The 17,769-nt window shown below is 52.5% G+C and carries 21 protein-coding genes; 13 read left to right on the forward strand and 8 right to left on the reverse strand.

The features are described 5' to 3' along the window. Positions 1–88: 88 nt before the first annotated feature. The 8 genes from NB640_RS11905 (at position 89) to NB640_RS11940 (ending at position 7,843) form a co-directional block, all read left to right on the forward strand. Complete coding sequence (locus NB640_RS11905; protein ID WP_269308913.1) at positions 89–1,504, forward strand: terminase family protein; 1,416 nt, start codon at positions 89–91, stop codon at positions 1,502–1,504. A 26-nt stretch (positions 1,505–1,530) separates the two neighbouring features. Next, complete coding sequence (locus NB640_RS11910; RefSeq protein WP_269308914.1) at positions 1,531–2,466, forward strand: hypothetical protein; 936 nt, start codon at positions 1,531–1,533, stop codon at positions 2,464–2,466. 41 nt (positions 2,467–2,507) lie between these two features. After that, the gene (locus NB640_RS11915) at positions 2,508–3,989 is read left to right on the forward strand and encodes a hypothetical protein (RefSeq protein ID WP_269308915.1); all 1,482 of its coding nucleotides are present in this window, start codon (positions 2,508–2,510) and stop codon (positions 3,987–3,989) included. Between the two features lie 45 nt (positions 3,990–4,034). Next, a complete protein-coding gene (locus NB640_RS11920; RefSeq protein ID WP_269308916.1) occupies positions 4,035–4,916 on the forward strand; it encodes a tetratricopeptide repeat protein in 882 nt (293 codons plus the stop codon). After that, positions 4,859–5,236, forward strand: a complete 378-nt coding sequence (locus NB640_RS11925; RefSeq protein ID WP_269310458.1) for a tetratricopeptide repeat protein — start codon at positions 4,859–4,861, stop codon at positions 5,234–5,236. Before NB640_RS11920 ends, NB640_RS11925 begins: the two co-directional genes overlap by 58 nt. 288 nt (positions 5,237–5,524) lie before the next feature. Beyond that, a complete protein-coding gene (locus NB640_RS11930; RefSeq protein WP_269308917.1) occupies positions 5,525–6,643 on the forward strand; it encodes a porin in 1,119 nt (372 codons plus the stop codon). Between the two features lie 286 nt (positions 6,644–6,929). Then, positions 6,930–7,403, forward strand: a complete 474-nt coding sequence (locus NB640_RS11935; protein ID WP_269308918.1) for a hypothetical protein — start codon at positions 6,930–6,932, stop codon at positions 7,401–7,403. Continuing rightward, on the forward strand, positions 7,400–7,843 hold the full coding sequence (locus NB640_RS11940) for a lysozyme (protein ID WP_269308919.1): 444 nt from the start codon (positions 7,400–7,402) through the stop codon (positions 7,841–7,843). Before NB640_RS11935 ends, NB640_RS11940 begins: the two co-directional genes overlap by 4 nt. A gap of 88 nt (positions 7,844–7,931) precedes the next feature. On the opposite strand, the gene NB640_RS11945 is transcribed toward NB640_RS11940, so the two are convergent. The 3 genes from NB640_RS11945 to NB640_RS11955 all read right to left on the reverse strand — a co-directional run bounded on the left by NB640_RS11945 (position 7,932) and on the right by NB640_RS11955 (position 9,989). Continuing rightward, complete coding sequence (locus tag NB640_RS11945) at positions 7,932–8,558, reverse strand: hypothetical protein (protein ID WP_269308920.1); 627 nt, start codon at positions 8,556–8,558, stop codon at positions 7,932–7,934. A gap of 254 nt (positions 8,559–8,812) precedes the next feature. Next, a complete protein-coding gene (locus NB640_RS11950; RefSeq protein WP_269308921.1) occupies positions 8,813–9,262 on the reverse strand; it encodes a NirD/YgiW/YdeI family stress tolerance protein in 450 nt (149 codons plus the stop codon). Positions 9,263–9,605: 343 nt separating this feature from the next. Further along, the gene (locus NB640_RS11955; RefSeq protein ID WP_269308922.1) at positions 9,606–9,989 is read right to left on the reverse strand and encodes a NirD/YgiW/YdeI family stress tolerance protein; all 384 of its coding nucleotides are present in this window, start codon (positions 9,987–9,989) and stop codon (positions 9,606–9,608) included. A 205-nt stretch (positions 9,990–10,194) separates the two neighbouring features. Here NB640_RS11955 and NB640_RS11960 point away from each other — a divergent pair, with 205 nt between their 5' ends. Next, positions 10,195–10,641 (forward strand): GNAT family N-acetyltransferase, encoded by a 447-nt coding sequence (locus tag NB640_RS11960; RefSeq protein WP_269308923.1) that lies wholly within the window; start codon positions 10,195–10,197, stop codon positions 10,639–10,641. A 315-nt stretch (positions 10,642–10,956) separates the two neighbouring features. Here the strand turns inward: NB640_RS11960 and NB640_RS11965 are convergent, their stop codons facing one another. Then, complete coding sequence (locus tag NB640_RS11965) at positions 10,957–11,391, reverse strand: hypothetical protein (protein WP_269308924.1); 435 nt, start codon at positions 11,389–11,391, stop codon at positions 10,957–10,959. A gap of 53 nt (positions 11,392–11,444) precedes the next feature. Here NB640_RS11965 and NB640_RS11970 point away from each other — a divergent pair, with 53 nt between their 5' ends. Continuing rightward, entirely contained in the window at positions 11,445–12,083 is a 639-nt protein-coding gene (locus tag NB640_RS11970; protein ID WP_269308925.1) for an NAD(P)-dependent oxidoreductase, read from the forward strand. A 23-nt stretch (positions 12,084–12,106) separates the two neighbouring features. Here the strand turns inward: NB640_RS11970 and NB640_RS11975 are convergent, their stop codons facing one another. From NB640_RS11975 to NB640_RS11990, 4 genes are all read right to left on the reverse strand, one after another. Continuing rightward, positions 12,107–12,595, reverse strand: a complete 489-nt coding sequence (locus tag NB640_RS11975; RefSeq protein WP_269308926.1) for a DUF2569 family protein — start codon at positions 12,593–12,595, stop codon at positions 12,107–12,109. 122 nt (positions 12,596–12,717) lie between these two features. Next, complete coding sequence (locus NB640_RS11980; RefSeq protein ID WP_269308927.1) at positions 12,718–13,089, reverse strand: NirD/YgiW/YdeI family stress tolerance protein; 372 nt, start codon at positions 13,087–13,089, stop codon at positions 12,718–12,720. Positions 13,090–13,258: 169 nt separating this feature from the next. Continuing rightward, positions 13,259–13,633: a YgiW/YdeI family stress tolerance OB fold protein gene (locus NB640_RS11985; protein ID WP_269308928.1), complete on the reverse strand. Its 375-nt coding sequence runs from the start codon at positions 13,631–13,633 to the stop codon at positions 13,259–13,261. A gap of 265 nt (positions 13,634–13,898) precedes the next feature. Then, complete coding sequence (locus tag NB640_RS11990) at positions 13,899–14,240, reverse strand: hypothetical protein (RefSeq protein WP_269308929.1); 342 nt, start codon at positions 14,238–14,240, stop codon at positions 13,899–13,901. Between the two features lie 113 nt (positions 14,241–14,353). On the opposite strand from NB640_RS11990, the gene NB640_RS11995 reads away from it, so the two are divergent. The 3 genes from NB640_RS11995 to NB640_RS12005 all read left to right on the forward strand — a co-directional run bounded on the left by NB640_RS11995 (position 14,354) and on the right by NB640_RS12005 (position 17,759). Then, positions 14,354–14,800 carry a hypothetical protein gene (locus NB640_RS11995; RefSeq protein ID WP_269308930.1) on the forward strand — a complete coding sequence of 149 codons (447 nt, stop codon included), beginning with the start codon at positions 14,354–14,356 and terminating at the stop codon, positions 14,798–14,800. Positions 14,801–15,080: 280 nt separating this feature from the next. Then, the gene (locus NB640_RS12000; RefSeq protein WP_269308931.1) at positions 15,081–16,634 is read left to right on the forward strand and encodes a hypothetical protein; all 1,554 of its coding nucleotides are present in this window, start codon (positions 15,081–15,083) and stop codon (positions 16,632–16,634) included. Between the two features lie 138 nt (positions 16,635–16,772). After that, positions 16,773–17,759, forward strand: coding sequence for a tetratricopeptide repeat protein (locus NB640_RS12005; RefSeq protein ID WP_269308932.1), 987 nt, complete (start codon positions 16,773–16,775; stop codon positions 17,757–17,759). The last annotated feature ends 10 nt before the right edge of the window (positions 17,760–17,769 follow it).

Genomic DNA, 17,769 nt, shown 5'->3' on the forward strand with positions numbered 1-17,769 from the left:
CATGCGCTTTTCAGCGCAAAACGCCTTTTGCTTCCCCGCCGTTTGACAAAGCGGGGAAGCCTCTCTTTAACCAGATAACGAAAGCGCTATGACAACACCCCCATTCCTTCAGAAAAAACCGGATTACCCTGTCATCTGGCAACCCCTGCCGGGCAGTCAGACCCGCTTTCTTTCCTGCCCGGTATTTGAGGCGCTGCTCGAAGGAACGCGGGGTGGGGGGAAAACCGATGCGTTGTTGATGTCGTTTGCCCAGTATTGCGGCCGCGGGTTTGGCGAAAACTGGCGCGGCGCACTTTTCAGGCTCACCTACCCGCAGCTTGCCGACGTCGTGGCCAAATCCAAGCGCTGGTTTTTTTCCATCTTCCCTGGCATCCGTTTCAATGAATCCGATTACCGGTGGACCTGGCCCACCGGTGAGACCCTGTATTTCCGCTATGGCGCGACAGAAGACGATTACTGGAATTATCACGGGCATGAATATCCATGGCTCGGTTTTGAAGAGCTGACCAACTGGCGCGACCTGACCTTCTTTGAGTCCATGATGTCCACCTGCCGTTCTTCCTTTGCCGGTATGCCCCGTATGATCCGGGCAACCTGCAACCCCTACGGTATCGGCCATACGGCGGTGAAGGAGCGCTACCGGATCGGCGACGTGCCGCCGGGAAAAATCATCCGCGAGGAAGGACAGCAGCCACGCGTGCGCATCCATTCCTCCATTTTCGAAAATACCCATCTGCTCGACGCCGATCCGGATTACCTGCCCACACTGGAAGCGATCAGAGACCCCAACCGCAGGCGCGCCTGGCTTTTGGGTGACTGGGATATCCATATCGGTTCCTTCCTTGAAGGCGTGTGGAATCCGGCCGAGCATGTCATCGATCCGTTCATGATCCCCTCATCCTGGCGGGTCTGGAAAGCCATGGACTGGGGATATGCCGCCCCCTATGCCGTCTACTGGTTTGCCATGGACCACGATGGCGTCATCTACATCTGGCGTGAGCTCTATGGCGCAGGAGAAAAACCGGGACAAGGCACGCGTGAAAATGCCGCTGACGTGGCAAAGAGGATAAAGGTGATAGAGGCACATGACGAGCGCATGGGCTATGAGTACCGCATGAATCTGGCAGACCCGTCCATCTTTGCCAGAAACGGTGCAGACCGTTCCATCGGGCAGATATTTCGGGAAAACGGCGTCAGGTGGCAGGAAGCCTGGAATGCCAAAGGCTCGCGCGTCAATGGCGCACAGGAAATCATCCGGCTTTTGTGCGAAAACCGCCTGAAGGTGTTCAGGACATGCCGCCACTGGCTGGCAACCGTCCCCTCCATCGCGCCGGATGCCATTAATCCCGAGGATGTGGATACGCGCGCCAATGACCATGCCTGGGATGCGACCCGATACGGCATCATGCGCCGCCGCCGCTCACCCGATGCCGTTGAGCATTTTATCGAAGACGATATCCCTGACATCACCGTAGAAAACACAACCCATACATTCAGGGTATGACACCACCCCCATAGAGAGGAGAAAACATGCAAGGCAACAGCAACCAGACTTTTATGACACCCGCTAAAGCAGAAGACATCACCATCGCTCCTGAAGACAGGGGCAATACCCAGACGGCATTGTCCATTGCATTTGACAATGCGCAGCAGGGAAAAAAGCATGCGCCCAGCCTGAAAAAACGCGGGGTGAAAAAGACAGAAGGGAAAAAACCGGAAAAAGCGCAGGCAACGCCTGGTGAGGAACAGGGTGAAGCGGCGGATGCGAAAACCGGAGAACTCTTCAAAAAACTGATTGAAGCTCGCAAGGCCTCCGAGAGTCGGCTCAAGGAACAGGAAGCCGAGTATGCCGCCCTCCTGGCGATTGGAGATGTGGGAGACACGGCAGAGGATATTGTCCGGCAGATCGCATACCGGCGTTTTGTGGCCGAAGGATCAAAAGAAAAGCTTCAGGCAGCGTTAAGGCTCCTCGATGAACAGGAAGCCGCTCTCATGAAGCGCCTTGGCATGCCCCCCAGGGAAGAAAAAGCGAATCGCTCCGGTGAGCAGCCGCCTCAGGCCCGCACAGACACCCGCGACGCATATGCCGCACCAGCACAAAAAACAGAACCCCGCAAAGCAATGCCCGCTTCGCCCCCCGCTATTGAGCGGAGCAATCTCCATGATCTCATCTTGTCAGCCGAATCCTACTTCCGGCTGTACGAAGATGAGCCGGGGCACCATATCCGGATGCAGCATATCCGGCAGTACTTCCGCGACCCGGCAAAAATCAACGAATTTCTTGCCATCCATGAGCCCTCATCCTGGGCACGGCAATTCCAGTACCTGTATGACAACATCATCATCCCTTCCTCCGCGTATGAGCAAAAGGGATGGGATACCGGCTCCCGGGACGATGATTATCCCAACGCCCCGTCATCCACCGAAGAACTGATCCGGCGAAACATGGATCGCATGGGACTGTGACACCCAAGGCGGGTTAACACCCCTTGACGAAAGGAAAAACAATGGCAAAAGAAGAAGACACATTCAACTGGTTCAGCAACCCCATGGCAGACAGCTCAGGAAACGAAGGGTTTCACCTGGCGTATGAACCCCCTTCCAGCATGGCACCGGGCGGCACAGAAGGGCCGCTCACGCCCGCACCGGGAGGCGCGCCGGGCAGTGGGCGTCTTTACATGGGACAGCCCGCTTATGACAGCGATACGCTCAAAAATCGCCTGAAAACCCGCATTGACAACCTGGGTGCGCCGGAGACAGCCACAGGCAGCCAGAGCGGCTACCCTGGTAATCTGGGCAAGAGTCTCTCTGCCAGTGCAGGCGGCGATGGCAGCGCCATCCCCGACCTTCATAAAAACCGGGACAACCTGCTTCGTCCCTTTACCCATTTTGCATGGAACAAAGCCGTCAACGCGAGTAACGGCGGGCAGGGCGCACCGCTTGATCCGGACAACCTGAAAGCGTCTTTCAGTCCGGAAGCACTGGCCGAGCCGGTGATCAATGCATGGGATGCAGCGGGCAAAAAAAGCCGGGAGGTGTTTGACGCCGCAGTCAAAAAAAGCGATCCCTGGCTGGCTCCTCTGGGCGACACGCTCAAGGACAGCTACACCCATGCCCCGGACACAGACCCCGACTACATCCACGCACTGGCAGATGCCAGCCGGGCTGGCTCCCACAGCGACTGGGCAAAAGACCTTGGCATCGCGCCCCATGTCGCACAGTACAAGGTCGCTGAATTTGCAACCCGTCTTGCCGCCAACATGGCTTCCCCCGGCAATTCTCCCGACACTGTTATGCAGAGTGCCGCGAGCGACTACCGTTTTGCCCCTGAAGGACAGACAGGCAGCGAGTGGGCCAATGAACGCAATACCGATTTTATGGAGCAACTGATCGACCAGGATGTCGGCGTGCTCAAAAGTGAGCGACAGAAGCTTGAAGCCACCCACAGTGAAGACTACAAAACGCGAAGCCTTTTCGATCCCGACCACAATCTGCTTACTTCTCCCTCAGCGGTCGCCGGGTTCCTCATCGAAGACGTGCTGCCGGTTGTGGGTACCGGTGCCGCCCTGACCAAAACGCTGAGTGGCGGCAGTGCTTCCTACGTCGCAGAATTGACCGCCCCAGTCATCGCCGAGGGCGTCACCACCTATTACAGTGAGCGAGATAAATTCCATGATACGATCATGGCCGCATCAGAAGATGATCTGGTGCATGACTATCCGGAATATGCCGGAATGCTCGGGCGATACCCGGATACGGTGGCGGCGAAAAAAGAGCTTATCCGGCAAAAGGCCGCGCCCTATGCCTACAGGAAAGCGGTGGAGAGCATTTTTGTGTCGCTGGGGTTAAAAAAGTTCATGAAAATGTCTCGTAGCGGAGGGGAAAGTAAGCCTACCTTGATTGGACAGAATATAGCTGCTGAAATAGGTAAAAAAGGTTTGCAGGGTGATTATTTATCTGAAGGGAAGAAAAACACACATGAGAAATAATCTATTTGTCATAATGTTATTTTGAATAATACGCTTTGTTCATCTATGACTTTATTACTTGAAAAAAAACTTGTTGTTATATTCATTGTTTTTGTTTCCGTTTTTTTTAATACGGCAAACGCAGATAATTATATTGAAGGCGAAAAGCTGTATAAAAGCCAGAATTATCAAAGCGCATTGCCTCTTATAGAGACAGCCGCAAAAAATGGAAACAGGAAAGCCCAATATCGTCTTGGTGTTATGTACAGTCACGCTTATGGTGTGAAAGAAAATAAAGAAGAAGCTGTCAAATGGTATCGAAAGGCGGCAGAGCAGGGCCATGTTTCTGCGCAATATAATTTGGGTGTGATGTATAGCAAAGGAGAGGGAGTTCATCAGGACGATGCAAAAGCATTGTATTGGATGTTGAAGTCTGCCGTGCAGGGAGATGCTTATGCCCAATATAATTTGGGTGTGATGTATAGCAAAGGGGAAGGGGTTCATCAGAATGATGCAAAGGCATTGTACTGGACGTTGAAATCTGCCGCGCAGGGAGATGCTGATGCGCAATATCATGCTGGTGTTTTATATACATCAGGCAAAGGCGCTAAACAGAGCGACAAAAAGGCAAGTGAATGGTATGAAAAAGCTGCCATGCAAGGAAATGCAAATGCCCAATTTAATTTGGGGTATTTGTATCTCAACGGAAAAGGGGTAGAAAAAAATGCAGAAACAGCAGCAGCCTGGTACAAAAAAGCAGCATTGCAAAGACATGCTGATGCACAGGCTGTATTATCTGAACTTTATCGTACAGGAACAGGCGTGCCGCAGGATTATAGAGAAGCGTTTGAATGGGCAACTGGTGCAAAAAAAAGGGCAGCCCGATGGGGATGTATCTGCTGGGACGTTTGTATGATAACGGAGAAGGTGTCAGGGAAAATCCCATAAGAGCGTTTGGTTACTATCAGCTAGCGGCATCTCATGGTTTTGCTCAGGCTCAATATGTTATGGGCATGACATATCTTCATGGTTATTATCTGGAAGACAAGAATGATTTCAAGGCTCAGAATTATTTCAGGAAATCGATAAAAAACGGCATGCCGGAACCTGCTGCTGCCTACTGGCTTGGCTTCATGTACGAAACGGGACGGGGTGTTGAAAAAGACCAGAAAAAAGCGCTTGAGATGTACCGTATAGCTGCCAAAGCCGGGAATAAAGAAGCGCTGGAAAAACTCAAAAGCCTGGGCGAGCCGATCACCACAAATTAACCGGCCCGCGTACACAACAAACAATCCACATTCATCCGGTCAGGCTGCTTTTATAGCAGCCTGATTTTTTTGAGCACAAAAAGTCTGGCAGCAACACCGTACTGTCAGCAATTCTTGCTGCGGCCCTGCTTCATTGCCTGGTGCAAAAAAACAACATAATTTTCCTGTTTTTCGGGAAAAGCGCGGGATTCCGACAACAAAGCGCTTGAACTGTAAGGGAAATGGCATAAAATTTGCTCGGTAGTTTGAACATCAAATAGTTTTAAACACTGAATATTGGAAATGCAAATGAAAAGAGCGGTTATCGCGCTGGCAGCGCTGGGGGCAGTGGCATCAATGGCGGGTGTGGCAAACGCCCAGAGCAACGTGCGCATCTATGGCAATATTGACACCGGGTATGTCAGGGAAAGCGGCCGTGATGCAGGGATGGCATGCAATTACGGTAATATGATCGGCTTTGCCGGCGCTGAAGATCTGGGCGGCGGCTTCAAAGCCATTTTTGCGGTTGAGGAATGGCTGGAGCTCAACGACGGTGACCGGGCCCGCAGGAGAAATGAGGCCGATTTCAACAGCGGCCGTGCAACAGGTGAGGAAGGCAGGAGACGGCCGGACTTTCAGGGGCAGGCTGTTGTGGGTCTTCAGCATAATGACTGGGGTGCGGTGAGGCTGGGCCGGGTATACAATCTGGCAATTGAAAACTACCGCCGTTTAGACCCCTTCTTTAATTTCAGTGTCGGCGCCAATCTGGCCTATGGCAATAATCTGTATGCAGAAACCCTGCACAATTCCTTGCGCTATGACAGCCCGGTGTGGAGCGGCTTTTCCTTTGGCCTTTCCTATTCCCTGGGTGAGGATGAGCACGACAGCGCCTATTACAAAAGAAACGGCAATGACGGCTTTAATGTCACGCTCAAATACGATAATGGCCCGCTCTTTTTGACAGGTAACTACCACCGGATGGCAGACACTGACAATTCCTGGGCCTGGAATGTAGGCGGCGCCTATACCTGGGGTCCGGCAACCGTCTCTCTCGGCTACCAGGATTCCAGGAGCAGCGCCCGCTTTGCCGATACCTATGCCGGTGCTACGGGCCCCTATACCAACTGGATGCTGTCCGGTCGCGATGTTGACCAGAGCGATGCCACCCTGGGGCTGGTGTACCGGATCGGCAGCGGCCAGATCCAGGCGGGGGTGAGCTGGGGCAATTGGGATGACGGCGTCAATGACGAGGATATCTGGAAATATTCACTGGGCTATACCCACTTCCTGTCCAAGCGCACATCGCTTTACGGCATGGTGTCCTACCTCGATGCGGGCAATGCCTTTGTCGGCAAACATTACAATTTCACCATGGTTGAGAAAAGCGAGATTTTCGGTATCCAGGTAGGCTTGCGGCACACCTTCTGAGCGCAGTTTTTCGTTTTGCCAAAGGGCGGGTTTATCCCGCCCTTTTTGCATGGTGGCATCCCGCTTTCCGCCCCCCGTTACCGGTGAGGGAAGGCAGGTGAAAAAAACGCGTTTTCAGCGGGTGCCCGGTTTTCGCAAATCCGCACCAGATAAGGCTTAGCCGCCGATTGGACAAATGTTTGGACAAGGGGGCTTGACAGCTTGCCAAAGCATTTATACTGGATTCGGGGTGAAGGCCGACAGGCTTTCACCCCTTTTTTTTTGTTGCACAAAAAAGGAGAAAAAAATGCTAATGTCATTACTGTCCATGCTCGGTGGCGGACTCATGCGGATGATGCCGGAAGTCTTCGCCATTGCCAACAAGAGCAAGGATTATTCGCACGAACTGGCCATGCTGGAAAAGCAGGCAGAGCTGGAAAAAACGCGTTCAGCCATGAGAATGGAAGAGGTGCGTTTTACCAGTGAGTCCGAACAGGCGCTGGCGGTTTATGATGCCAGAAAAGCCGCGCTGGAAGGCCAGATGCAGAAAACCGGCATGAAAATCGTGGATGCGATGAATTTCCTGGTTCGTCCGCTTACCACCTACTATTTCCTGCTGATTTACGGCATGGCGAAGCTGGCCATGTTTGTCCTGGCCATTTACAGCGGGCTTTCCGGATGGGAAGCCATCCTGCGCCTTTATGATGAAGATGATCGATCCATTCTTGCCGGTATCCTTGCCTTCTGGTTTGTCGGCCGTGTCGTCGAGAAACGCTCATGAGCGCGGCAGATATTGCGCTGGAAAAGGCCCTTGTCATCATCAAGGCCTTTGAAGGCTGCCGTCTGAAAGCCTACAAATGCCCGGCAGGTGTCTGGACTATCGGATACGGCGAAACCCTCGGCGTAAAAGAAGGCGATGTCTGGACACAGGAAAAGGCAGAAGAGGAAATCAAAAAGCGCGTGGCCCAGTTTATGGGGCTGACGTTGCAAAAATGTCCACAATTGCTCGAAGAATCGCCTGCAAAGGTAGCCGCCTGCACGTCACTCGCGTACAATATCGGCACCGGCGCATTTGGTGCTTCTTCTGTCTGTCGGTTGACAGGCAGAAAAGAGTACCAGCGCGCAGCAGATGCTTTTTTGCTCTGGAACAAGGCTGGCGGACGGGTCCTCAAAGGATTGACCATACGACGGCAGGCTGAACGGAGCATGTATCTGGAATAGGCCAATCCCTTTTCATCTGCGGCTTACAAGGCTGCAAAAAAAACACCGGGGCGTCCATAAGGCGTCCCGGTGATTCCTTTTGTACTTCTCACTTTTCTGTTCGTTTATAAGCCGCTTCGAAATATCGCGCAATGAGCGCTTCTGCTTCAAGCCCCTTGCTTTCCAGAAAGTCTGCCCTCGGCAGCTCGGGCGTGCTGGCAATGTTGCAGGCTGTTGCCATGAAATCGCGGAAAACCGAAACCGTATCGCTGCCCATGCTGGTGCACAGATTGGTGAACTGGTAGGGCACATCAATCTCAAAGCCTTCTGTGCCGTCTGTGACAAAATTACCGTCCACGCCGGGTATCACGCCTTTGGGTGCAAGAAACCCGGCCGGGTTGCTGTCATTTCGCCAGCCGATGCAGTTGACGTTGTAACCATCTGCCGTGTAATCAAACCCGTCCAGCTCAAAAGCGCGTGTCAGTGTCTGGTCGGGATAAGGAGAAAAACCGTAGCGGATCGGCAGGCCCACCGCATCGCGGGACACCAGCCGGGCAGCGCCTTTCCTGCCGGGCAGCTCGCCGGCATGAAGCTGTTTTTGCAGCCGGTGCGCATCATCCACGTCAATCGGCAGGGAGATTTCCTCACCGCCATATTCAATTACCAGCCTTTCACTGTCCTCGCCACCGGAAAGGACACCGACCAGGAATGCATCAAAATAAACCGTGATATACACAAAAATAACGCCTGAAAAAGAAAATCAACACAAAAACCCCGGCACTTGCTCCCTGATGAGAAGCGGGCGGCAAGACACCGTCTGTTTCGATCATACCCAAAGCGGCGCAGAAGATAAACCCCACAGCAGATGAATGAGGAATGCGCCTGGACACAAAACCCCACCATGGCATGACACCATGATGGGGCTGGCAAGTCTCCCGGAAGTTCAGGGTCAGACCTGACCCTGGAGGAGAGAACTGTACTGGCCGATTGTCAGGAATTGACAATCTTCAGGCTGTTTGCCTTGAACTCCATTTCCTTGAAAAGCTTTTTCTTGGTCTTTTGCACGCGGCCGGTAATTTCGAGAGTCGTGGACTCCGATACCTCCTTGTTTTTGAAGAGGCTGTCCTCGATTGTCACGCTCATGGTGCCGGTACCGTCTTCAAAGCGGTATACCTTGCTGCCGGTTTTTTTCACCAGCTTGCCCTTGACGGTGACATCCTCATTATAGACCGGGTCTATCCTCAGTTCCTTGATCGTGACAACATCCTTGCTGCTGGACTTTTCAATGCCGAGCACTTCTTTCAGCCGGTCTTTAGAAGAAGTCTTGGATGAGGAACTGGAGCTGCCGGGGCCGCTGTACTGTGCGTAGGAATAATTGGTGATGCCGACAAAAATACCGGCGCATACCATCAGAATCATTCCCAGTCTTGAATTAAACATAATGCCTCCATTTGAGTATTGTGCTGCATGAAAACAGGATGGCAAAGCGGTCATCGGGTGGACGACAGATGAGAACGCTGTTAACCACTATAACATTGATCGATAAAGCCTGACAACCAGGTTACGCCCTCCTTAACTGGCCTGCTGCAAAGCGGCTTTTTCCCGCCTGCCTTCGTTGCCGGTTCAAAATTGACCTCGCCGTATGTTCAATACGCCATCGTCCAATTTTGTCCCTGCGTCTCGACAGACAAGAAAAATCCGCTTTTCGCCCACGGCAAATTAATGAGGGCGTAACCATAAAAACAACTAAATACCAAAGCCCGCGAGGCAGGCGAAAAAGCCGCTATCCTCCCGGGAAATAAGGCAGGCGGAGCGTCTGGACCCGCAGGACATGCTCGCCCGATACCATTCTTTTCAGTTCGCCCTTGATCACGATTTTCTGGTTTTTCAGGAGAGCCATATTGCCGGAAACCGGGCGTCTGATCCGGGTGGCGATTTCTCCCGTATCATCGGCAAAAAGATAACGCCTGGTGCCAGGGCAGCCGACCAGTTTGCCTGTCAGCCTGACATGCTGGCCGTATGCGGGGGTCTCAAGCAGGCCTTTCACAGTTTTTTCTGTCGCCGTCATCGCTGGCATGGCCGCTATGCGGCAGGTTGTGCGAAAACCCCTGCAGGCAGGCTGCCTGCCCCATGCGGGTATGGACGATTGTGCGGATACTGCAAGCATGCTGCTTTTCCTTTCTTCCTGAAATCACGCGCTCAGGCTCACCTCCTTCAAGCCCAGCGACTATTTCAATCCCAAAGAGACAGAAGGCTTTTGTTTTGCCTTAAACTTTTCTCAATTAATCCGATTGCATCTTACGTATCCCTTATATTTTATTTGTGAAAAATAATTAAAAATTGACAAAAAAGAGCAACAAAGAGTGCAAATAATGAAAAATAAAAGAATAAGGCGGGCAACCAAAGCCGACCATGCCGCCATCCTGACAGTCTGGATGCAGTCGGTTTCTGCCACCCACCATTTTCTTGACCCGATGGACTTTGACACCCTCTACACGCAATTGCGCGATCTCTGGCTGGGTGGCCTCGAGGTAATCCGCGTTCAGGAAACGGGCGGTGTTATCACGGGCTTTATTGGCATCAATCCGCCAAAAGTGGAGATGCTCTTTGTTGCACCCGCATTCATGGGAAAAGGCATTGGCCGCGCCCTGCTGGATTCTGTCAGGAAAGACTGGCCCGGGCTTTTTGTAGACGTCAATGAGCAAAACGAGGCCGCCACCCGCTTTTACCAGCAATACGGCTTTGAAGAAACCGGTCATTCACCCCTTGACGGGCAGGGTAAAGCCTATCCCTTTATTCATATGAAATTGCCGGAGTGATGCCCTTTGCTTGTGTTGTTTGCTACGATGAGATGTGTCTCGAGATTGGGGTGACGTTTGATTGTTGCGGATGCAGAAATGGTTCCCTGTGTCGAGTGATTCTCCATATCGGCATATTACCGGCATGGGCAACAGAGTTGCCCATCCTGTGGCCCTCACTTCGGTGTGTTGCCATTCCGTATGCCACCATCACGTAGCGTGTGCTGAGCCTGCGGCGAAGCGCACGACCCCGGATGCTGGCAAAAAGAAAGCACTCACCCCTGGCGAACGCCCATCGTGCGCCGCATTGCATTTGGCACACGCTACAACGTGGCATCAGAACCGGTAATTAAACCTTACATTCCCCATAAAGCCGTCGCGCTCCCCGGCAAAGCCCTCCAGCGCCAGGTCAAGGGATGCATTACGCATAGACGCCGGGACCCAGGTCAGCCCCAGCTCACCAACGAAGGTAGAGCCGCCCATATCCGTTTCCTTCAGGTTGTACCCGTGTACCCGGCCGCCAGCCTTGCCGTCAAATTTGAACTCATAAGCCAGCCCCGCATGGGAGGCGTTTTTCTGCGTGGGCAGCAAGGTTTCCCCTTGCCGGGTGGTGGTCTGCCCCGTTGTGCCATTGCAGGGATAGATAACCCTGTTTTCCGGATGAGGCTGCCGGGATAATGCCCCGCTGAAAACGGACGATACTGCCCTTGTGCGGAAACAGGTTTTTCTCGCCGGTTTTTTCGGAAAAAACCATTGTGATTGCCTCACCATCTACCGTATTATCATGAGAAGGGCATTTTCAACCAACCGCAACGGAGGGGATCATGAAAATCGGCATTATCGGTGCAACAGGAAAATCCGGCAGCCTGCTTGCGGCAGAAGCCTTGAAGCAGGGGCATGACGTCACAGGCATTGTCCGCTTTGTCAACCGTGTCAGGGACAGCCGTATCCATGTTCTGGAAAGCGATCTTTTCGAGCTCAACCGCAACACGCTGAAAAGCTTTGATGTGGTTATCAATGCCTTTCGGGCGCCTTCGGGCAAGGAAGAAGAACATCTCACCTCGGTGGAGCACCTGATTGCGGTGTTTGAAGACCTGCCGGACGTGCGTTTCATGATGGTAGGCGGGGCAGGGAGCCTTTATGTCGATTTGCAAAAGAAAATCCCGCTGTATACCACGCCCGATTTCCCGAAAGACTTTCTGCCCACTGCTGCCAATATGGCAAAGGCATTTTCCCTGCTTGAAAAAAGCACGATCAACTGGACTTACATGAGCCCGGCAATCGAATTTGATTATGAGGGAAAGCGCACAGGCCGCTACACGCTCGGAAAGGATAATGTCATCACCAACACCAGGGGTGAGTCTTACATCAGCTATGCGGACTATGCCCTGGCGATGATTGATGAAGTCAAAAACCAGGCCTTTATCCGCCAGCGCTTTACCGCCGTATCAGAAAGAGGGTAAGAGAAGAAAGGGGGGCGCCCCTTTCAGTCATCCGTTTTGAGGGGAAGGGGGTCACCCTTTTTCGGATAGGTTCGCCTGACCCGCCGGGACATCAGCAGGTAAACCGTGCAGCCGGCCCGGATAATGACACCGGTAAGCAGCACATCCGAATAGCGCATGATGTTGGAGATAACATCACCATAGCCATACATCAGCGCAGGCAGGCAAAAGGCAAAGGAATGGCCGATCGGACCCGAGATCCAGAGTGCGGCAATTGCCCAGAATACCGAGCTTTTCTGGCGGCGTTTGAAAAGCATGGCGCCGCCGATCATGCTGATTGCCGCGCAGGTGATGACAACAAAAAGCACTGCGGTACGGAAGTAGTACCAGGTATAACGCTCCTGCAGCTGCGGAAAATCCAGTGATGCCGCAAGCAACTGGCTCCTGATGCCGATCATGATCAGAAGCGGCCATAAGACCAGCATGGCAAAAACCAGTACGCCGAGCCAGCCGAAGACGCCCGCGCGTCTCATCCCCTTACGTTTTTTCCCCTGCATTCGCATGCCTCACGCTTAAAGCTGATACCCCATTATCTCATAAAAAAAGGCCGGCCCATCCTTGACGCCGGCCCAATCGCGTTATCATCGCAGCACCGTTATGGTTGGATAATGGTCAGCCTTTTGACATCGATTTCAGGTGATTTCATGAATTCCTTTTCCACTTCACCATAGATCTCGACAATCGTCCTGTCCGTTACCTTCAGGTTATAGAAGTATTTGTCGTCGATTTCCACGCGGATGGCGCCAGTGTCATCCTTGAATTCATAGCGCTCTTTTTTGAGTTTTTTGGTGATTTTGCCGCGCAGCAGCACTTCCTGGTCATCCACCGGATTTTTCAGGACTTCGGCTACCGTCGTCAGGCTGGTTCCCTGGCCTGGCCCCACATACTGCGCATGTGCGATTCCAAAAACACCAATGAGTATGACGGCACAACCCGCCACCATCAGTCTTGTTAACGCCTTTGCCATAAAAACTCCTTTCAAGTTGTCCCAAGAGAAGGGGTTCTCCCCATAGCATACACCAAACCCGGCATCATTCGATGGATTTCTGGTAGTTAGGCTGAGCCTAACTGGAACGGTTTTCCGGAAATTTTCAGGAAACCTCCGCCGGTCCGTGCATCATGCGGAAAAACACGGGTTACGGATTGATAACAGTGAGGCGGAAAACCTCGACAACAGGTGACTTCGTAAAAACGTTATCCACTTCACCGAAAATTTCCACCAGCGTGCTTTCTGTCACTTTCTGGTTGTAAAAGAGCCGTTCATTGATTTTTACCCGGATCGTGCCGCTTGTATCCTTGAATTCGTAATATTTTTTACCGAATTTCTGCGTGATATACCCCTTGAGGATCACCTGCTGGCCATCAACCGGTTTTTTCAGTATCTGCGCGACCGAAGCATCCGCCTTCATCTCGCCCGGCCCCAGGTATTGCGCCTGCGATGCACCGGCAAATACCAGAAAAAGAACAGCTGACAGCACGCTGATTAACGTCTTTACTTTACCCTTCAACATGATTGACTCCCCTCACAATTAAACAAAAAACCACCCTGGCTACCGTTGCGCAGCTCATAGTTTCTATCAGGCAGGAAAACAGGCGCCGGCATTCTGATACGGATCAGTAAAAGCGCAGGAGAGGGCGACAAAGAAAGAAAATATTGCCGACACCCATGATGAGAAAAGCGCACGAATCGTGCCACGAAACCGGCACGGCGGAAAAAACCGTTCGTGACACCTCATGATGGAAAATGTCAGACGATCGGCGTCACGAAGCGGTAACCTATCCATAGCCATAGCCATAGCCATAGCCATAGCCATAGCCATAGCCATAGCCATAGCCATAGCCATAGCCATAGCCATAGCCATAGCCATAGCCATAGCCATAGCCATAGCCATAGCCATAGCCATAGCCATAGCCATAGCCATAGCCATAGCCACAGCCACAGCCACAGCCACAGCCACAGCCACAGCCACAGCCACAGCCACAGCCACAGCCACAGCCACAGCCACAGCCACAGCCACAGCCACAGCCACAGCCACAGCCACAGCCACAGCCACAGCCACAGCCACAGCCACAGCCACAGCAAAGAAAGCCTGGCAGGCAGAGCCGCCAGGCGTACATATGCCGCCTGATGCGGCATGGCGCACACGGGGCTTTTATCATCGATGTGTTATGCAAAATATGGCATCATGCTCCTTTGACGGGATAACCCCTGAGTGTGACAAACACCCTGTATGGACAAGAAAATCACCTACCATCGCAATCCGCACATAGCCTTTCCCCTGGGCTTTGGCGATATGCGCTCGCAAAGCGCTTTTGCCGAGATTTACCTGAAGGACAGGGATGCCTGGCGCACGGTGCGAATCGAAGCCATCGGGTATGACGACTACACCAAAAAAGAAGCCGAAAGAGGTGGCTCGCTGGACCGGATATTCCCCGGCATCACCCGCAGCATGGGGCGCCTGCCCGATCCGGATGCCCTTTGGCTCTATACCGTGACCGCTTTTACCACCAAAGCCGCAAAAAACGAAAGCCTCCTTATTCTCCCGACAGGAGAAGATGATATCCGGGTGGAATGGTTTGACGACTTTCATGCCGCGCTGGACTGGTGCGAAAGCGAATACGGCATCAGGCCGTCGGACGTCAAAAAAACCTCACCAGACCGCGATACCCGGCGTTGAGCAAGGTGAATATACCCATGAAGCAAATCGCCCCTGCGACAGGGTGAACCCCATTTTTCCCATTTTTCGGACGGTTTTGTGCCGCCCGCTTTCATCCAGGCTGATCTGAAAACCGCAAAAAACCGGCGGCGCCCCCTTGCTGAAAACCCTTGCCTGCTCTTGCTCTTAAGGCGATGTGACAAAGATTCGCACAAACAGCCTTTTCCCCCTTGACAGCGGGGTATAACGATAGATGTATAGCGCGGATTGTGCTTTTTTATTTTTATACCAAGGAGGACGCATGTCTGTTTTTGATGATGGCGACGAGGCTGGCGTGAGCCCGAAACCCAAAGGGATGTGGGGTACGCCCGAACTGGAAGAAACGCCCGCAATGAAAGCAGTGCTCAAGGGATTTGATACGATCGGGCAGCCATATCCTGATCCACCTTCCTGGCACCAAAAGACACCGGAAATGGAGATGCCTGATTTCAATACATCAGGATATCAGATGCCGAAACCACCTGATACTGATGACATGTTTGGGGCCGCTAAAACCGGGTTTACGGGACTGTCAGGCAGCACAAGCCTTCGGGATGGCTATTTCCAGCGGCCTGAGCACCAACCGTATTCGGCCAACTTTAATCCGAATGCGGCCAGGTCGCGCTTACCCAACGCCCTGGGCGCCAACTGGAATTTGGGTGATACGAATAGCCAAGGCGACGACCCGCTTGGGGGGTTACTGGCAGCCTTTAAAGGAATACAAGATGCCAGTGAACCGGCAAGGCAACCTCAAAAGCGGGTTCAATCTGCGAATGTATCGCTTCCCAAAGCCAATGTTCAGGGCAACCCGAACACCCATGTGCCTGTTAATCTGGCGCAGGCTCATCCAGTGTCCTCTGAGCCAGTGTCCGCTACTCCAGCGCAGACTAATGCTGTGTCGACTCATCCTGCCAAGAATGAGACCACAAGGTATTCCCCGCATATTGACCATGAATTAATGCGAAATGCCGAGGCATACAGCGTGGGCAACCTGTTCGGAGATATGTATGGTGGTGCAGCAGGTGCAATCCGGGATTACGGTTCCAGTGCGACAGGCATCATGCACGGGGACCATGCAGGCAAGTCGCTTGAGCGTGTGTATAACGAAGATCCCGTTCGGTACAGTCAAGGCTCGACAGCACCAAGGCTCATTAATGGCAATACCCCTCTGGAATTCATCCGCAAAACACGCCAGGCCGAGGTTGACGGGCTATGGGAAGATGCCGAGCACCTTTACCAGGGATTCAATATCAAGAAGGGCGAATTTACCCTGAGCTTGATGGAGCTCAAGCTGTTTACCGATGGGCTGATGCAACAGGTTGACCCGCATTTTGTGGCGGACAGGAATTTGCCGGGTAAAATAGGCCAACTCAAGCAACAGATCGCTGCCGGAAAACAGGCTGATGCCGGACAGCAGAGCAGGGATCTTGGAGATGCCATCCGCAGTCTCAGGAAAGGATTTTACAAGGATTTCCTGGGGCAGAAGATGATCGATGCCGGAATTTTCATGGCAACGCGGCAGGTTTCTGTTGGTGCTGAAGCGTTCTACCAGTTAATCAGGACGATGAGCACGATTCATGCTGATGATGTGTTACAGCATGGAGAAGGAGACTTCCTGAGGGCCATCGGCATGGGAGCAGACTCCGCTGCCAGAACCGGCATGTTCAACAAGAGCATGCAGATCATGAGCCGCCAGCTTTCCGGCCCTCATAAACTGATGTTTGACTACCTGATGAGTAATGTCACCGACAAGATGAAGGAAGAAGTAATCCTTCGTGCAAGACGTGATGCTCTACGGTTTAATAGACCTGAATAGAAATTTATCCGGTCCCTGAAAAGGCCAGGGGGACATTCTGACAAAATAGTTCTCCCCCGCAGGATAAAGTTTATTTATTTTTTTGCCGTTTGGGGATAAGCTTCATAGAAGCTTATCCTTCCTTTTTGTGGAGATACCATGAAAACACTCAAGCAAATCCTATGCGGCTACCTCATCTTTCTTGCGGCTTACAGCGCCTTTGCCGGCAACAAGGAAGAAGGAAAGGCCCTGTACGAGCAGAAGAAATATACCGAAGCACTGGTACTTTTCCTCAAGGCGGATGCCTCAAAGGATGCCTGGGTGCAAAACCGGCTGGGCGTGATGTATCTTCGAGGCAGAGGGGTCGAGAAAGATCCCGGGGCGGCGTTTGGCTGGTTCAAAAAGTCAGCAGCCCAGAATTATCCTGATGCATTCAGCAATCTCGGCAGGATGTATGAAAGCGGGGATTATGTCGGGCAGGATTATCAAAAAGCTTTGGAATATTATCTAAAGGGTGAAGCGCTTGGCTCGTCACAGGCAGTGATTAACCTTGGTTTCATCTATGACAAGGGAATCGGTGTCAAAGAGGACAAGAAAAAAGCCAATGATTATTATGTAAAGGCTGCAGGAATGGGCAATGCGTCTGCACTTTGCAATCTTGGACTGAAGTATATGGATGGAGACGGCGTGCCGAAAAATTATGAACGTGCCAGGAAACTCTTCGATACCGGATCAGATCATGGCAACGCCTGCTGTCTGAATGGCCTTGCCGACCTCTATTCCTATGGGCTAGGAGTACAGCGCGACCTTCCGGGTGCATTCAAGCTTTATGAGAAAGCGGCGCAAATAGGCAGCGAGGACGCGCAGCGCAATCTTGCGGTGGCTTACGAGCATGGTCTTGGCGTGAAGAAAAATGCCGTTGAGGCTTTCCGGTGGTATCAGCAGGCCGCTGAAAACGGCAGTCCACCTGCCATGGAGCGCATGGCGCGTGTTTATTTCCACGGCCAGTTTGGCCAGAAGCAAGACGAGGCCAAGGCAAAAATGTGGCTGGAAAGGGCGGAGAAACAGCGGTATGCCTACCGGATGTCCCCTCCTGATGTTGCCAATACCATCATCATGCGCCTGTTTGAAGAACAACAGCAGTAACCACGTATCT

It is taken from the genome of Oxalobacter vibrioformis (assembly GCF_027118995.1).
Lineage (GTDB): Bacteria > Pseudomonadota > Gammaproteobacteria > Burkholderiales > Burkholderiaceae_D > Oxalobacter > Oxalobacter vibrioformis.

Coding starts and splice junctions, on each gene's coding strand:
- NB640_RS11935 (WP_269308918.1), top strand. CDS start 6,930: ATGCTAATGTCATTACTGTCCATGCTCGGTGGCGGACTCATGCGGATG.
- NB640_RS11915 (WP_269308915.1), top strand. CDS start 2,508: ATGGCAAAAGAAGAAGACACATTCAACTGGTTCAGCAACCCCATGGCA.
- NB640_RS11980 (WP_269308927.1), bottom strand. CDS start 13,089: ATGGCAAAGGCGTTAACAAGACTGATGGTGGCGGGTTGTGCCGTCATA.
- NB640_RS11910 (WP_269308914.1), top strand. CDS start 1,531: ATGCAAGGCAACAGCAACCAGACTTTTATGACACCCGCTAAAGCAGAA.
- NB640_RS11990 (WP_269308929.1), bottom strand. CDS start 14,240: ATGTACGCCTGGCGGCTCTGCCTGCCAGGCTTTCTTTGCTGTGGCTGT.
- NB640_RS11970 (WP_269308925.1), top strand. CDS start 11,445: ATGAAAATCGGCATTATCGGTGCAACAGGAAAATCCGGCAGCCTGCTT.
- NB640_RS11905 (WP_269308913.1), top strand. CDS start 89: ATGACAACACCCCCATTCCTTCAGAAAAAACCGGATTACCCTGTCATC.
- NB640_RS11920 (WP_269308916.1), top strand. CDS start 4,035: ATGACTTTATTACTTGAAAAAAAACTTGTTGTTATATTCATTGTTTTT.
- NB640_RS11960 (WP_269308923.1), top strand. CDS start 10,195: ATGAAAAATAAAAGAATAAGGCGGGCAACCAAAGCCGACCATGCCGCC.
- NB640_RS11985 (WP_269308928.1), bottom strand. CDS start 13,633: ATGTTGAAGGGTAAAGTAAAGACGTTAATCAGCGTGCTGTCAGCTGTT.
- NB640_RS12005 (WP_269308932.1), top strand. CDS start 16,773: ATGAAAACACTCAAGCAAATCCTATGCGGCTACCTCATCTTTCTTGCG.
- NB640_RS11995 (WP_269308930.1), top strand. CDS start 14,354: ATGGACAAGAAAATCACCTACCATCGCAATCCGCACATAGCCTTTCCC.
- NB640_RS11965 (WP_269308924.1), bottom strand. CDS start 11,391: ATGGTGAGGCAATCACAATGGTTTTTTCCGAAAAAACCGGCGAGAAAA.
- NB640_RS11930 (WP_269308917.1), top strand. CDS start 5,525: ATGAAAAGAGCGGTTATCGCGCTGGCAGCGCTGGGGGCAGTGGCATCA.
- NB640_RS11925 (WP_269310458.1), top strand. CDS start 4,859: ATGTATCTGCTGGGACGTTTGTATGATAACGGAGAAGGTGTCAGGGAA.
- NB640_RS12000 (WP_269308931.1), top strand. CDS start 15,081: ATGTCTGTTTTTGATGATGGCGACGAGGCTGGCGTGAGCCCGAAACCC.
- NB640_RS11975 (WP_269308926.1), bottom strand. CDS start 12,595: ATGAGACGCGCGGGCGTCTTCGGCTGGCTCGGCGTACTGGTTTTTGCC.
- NB640_RS11940 (WP_269308919.1), top strand. CDS start 7,400: ATGAGCGCGGCAGATATTGCGCTGGAAAAGGCCCTTGTCATCATCAAG.
- NB640_RS11955 (WP_269308922.1), bottom strand. CDS start 9,989: ATGCTTGCAGTATCCGCACAATCGTCCATACCCGCATGGGGCAGGCAG.
- NB640_RS11950 (WP_269308921.1), bottom strand. CDS start 9,262: ATGTTTAATTCAAGACTGGGAATGATTCTGATGGTATGCGCCGGTATT.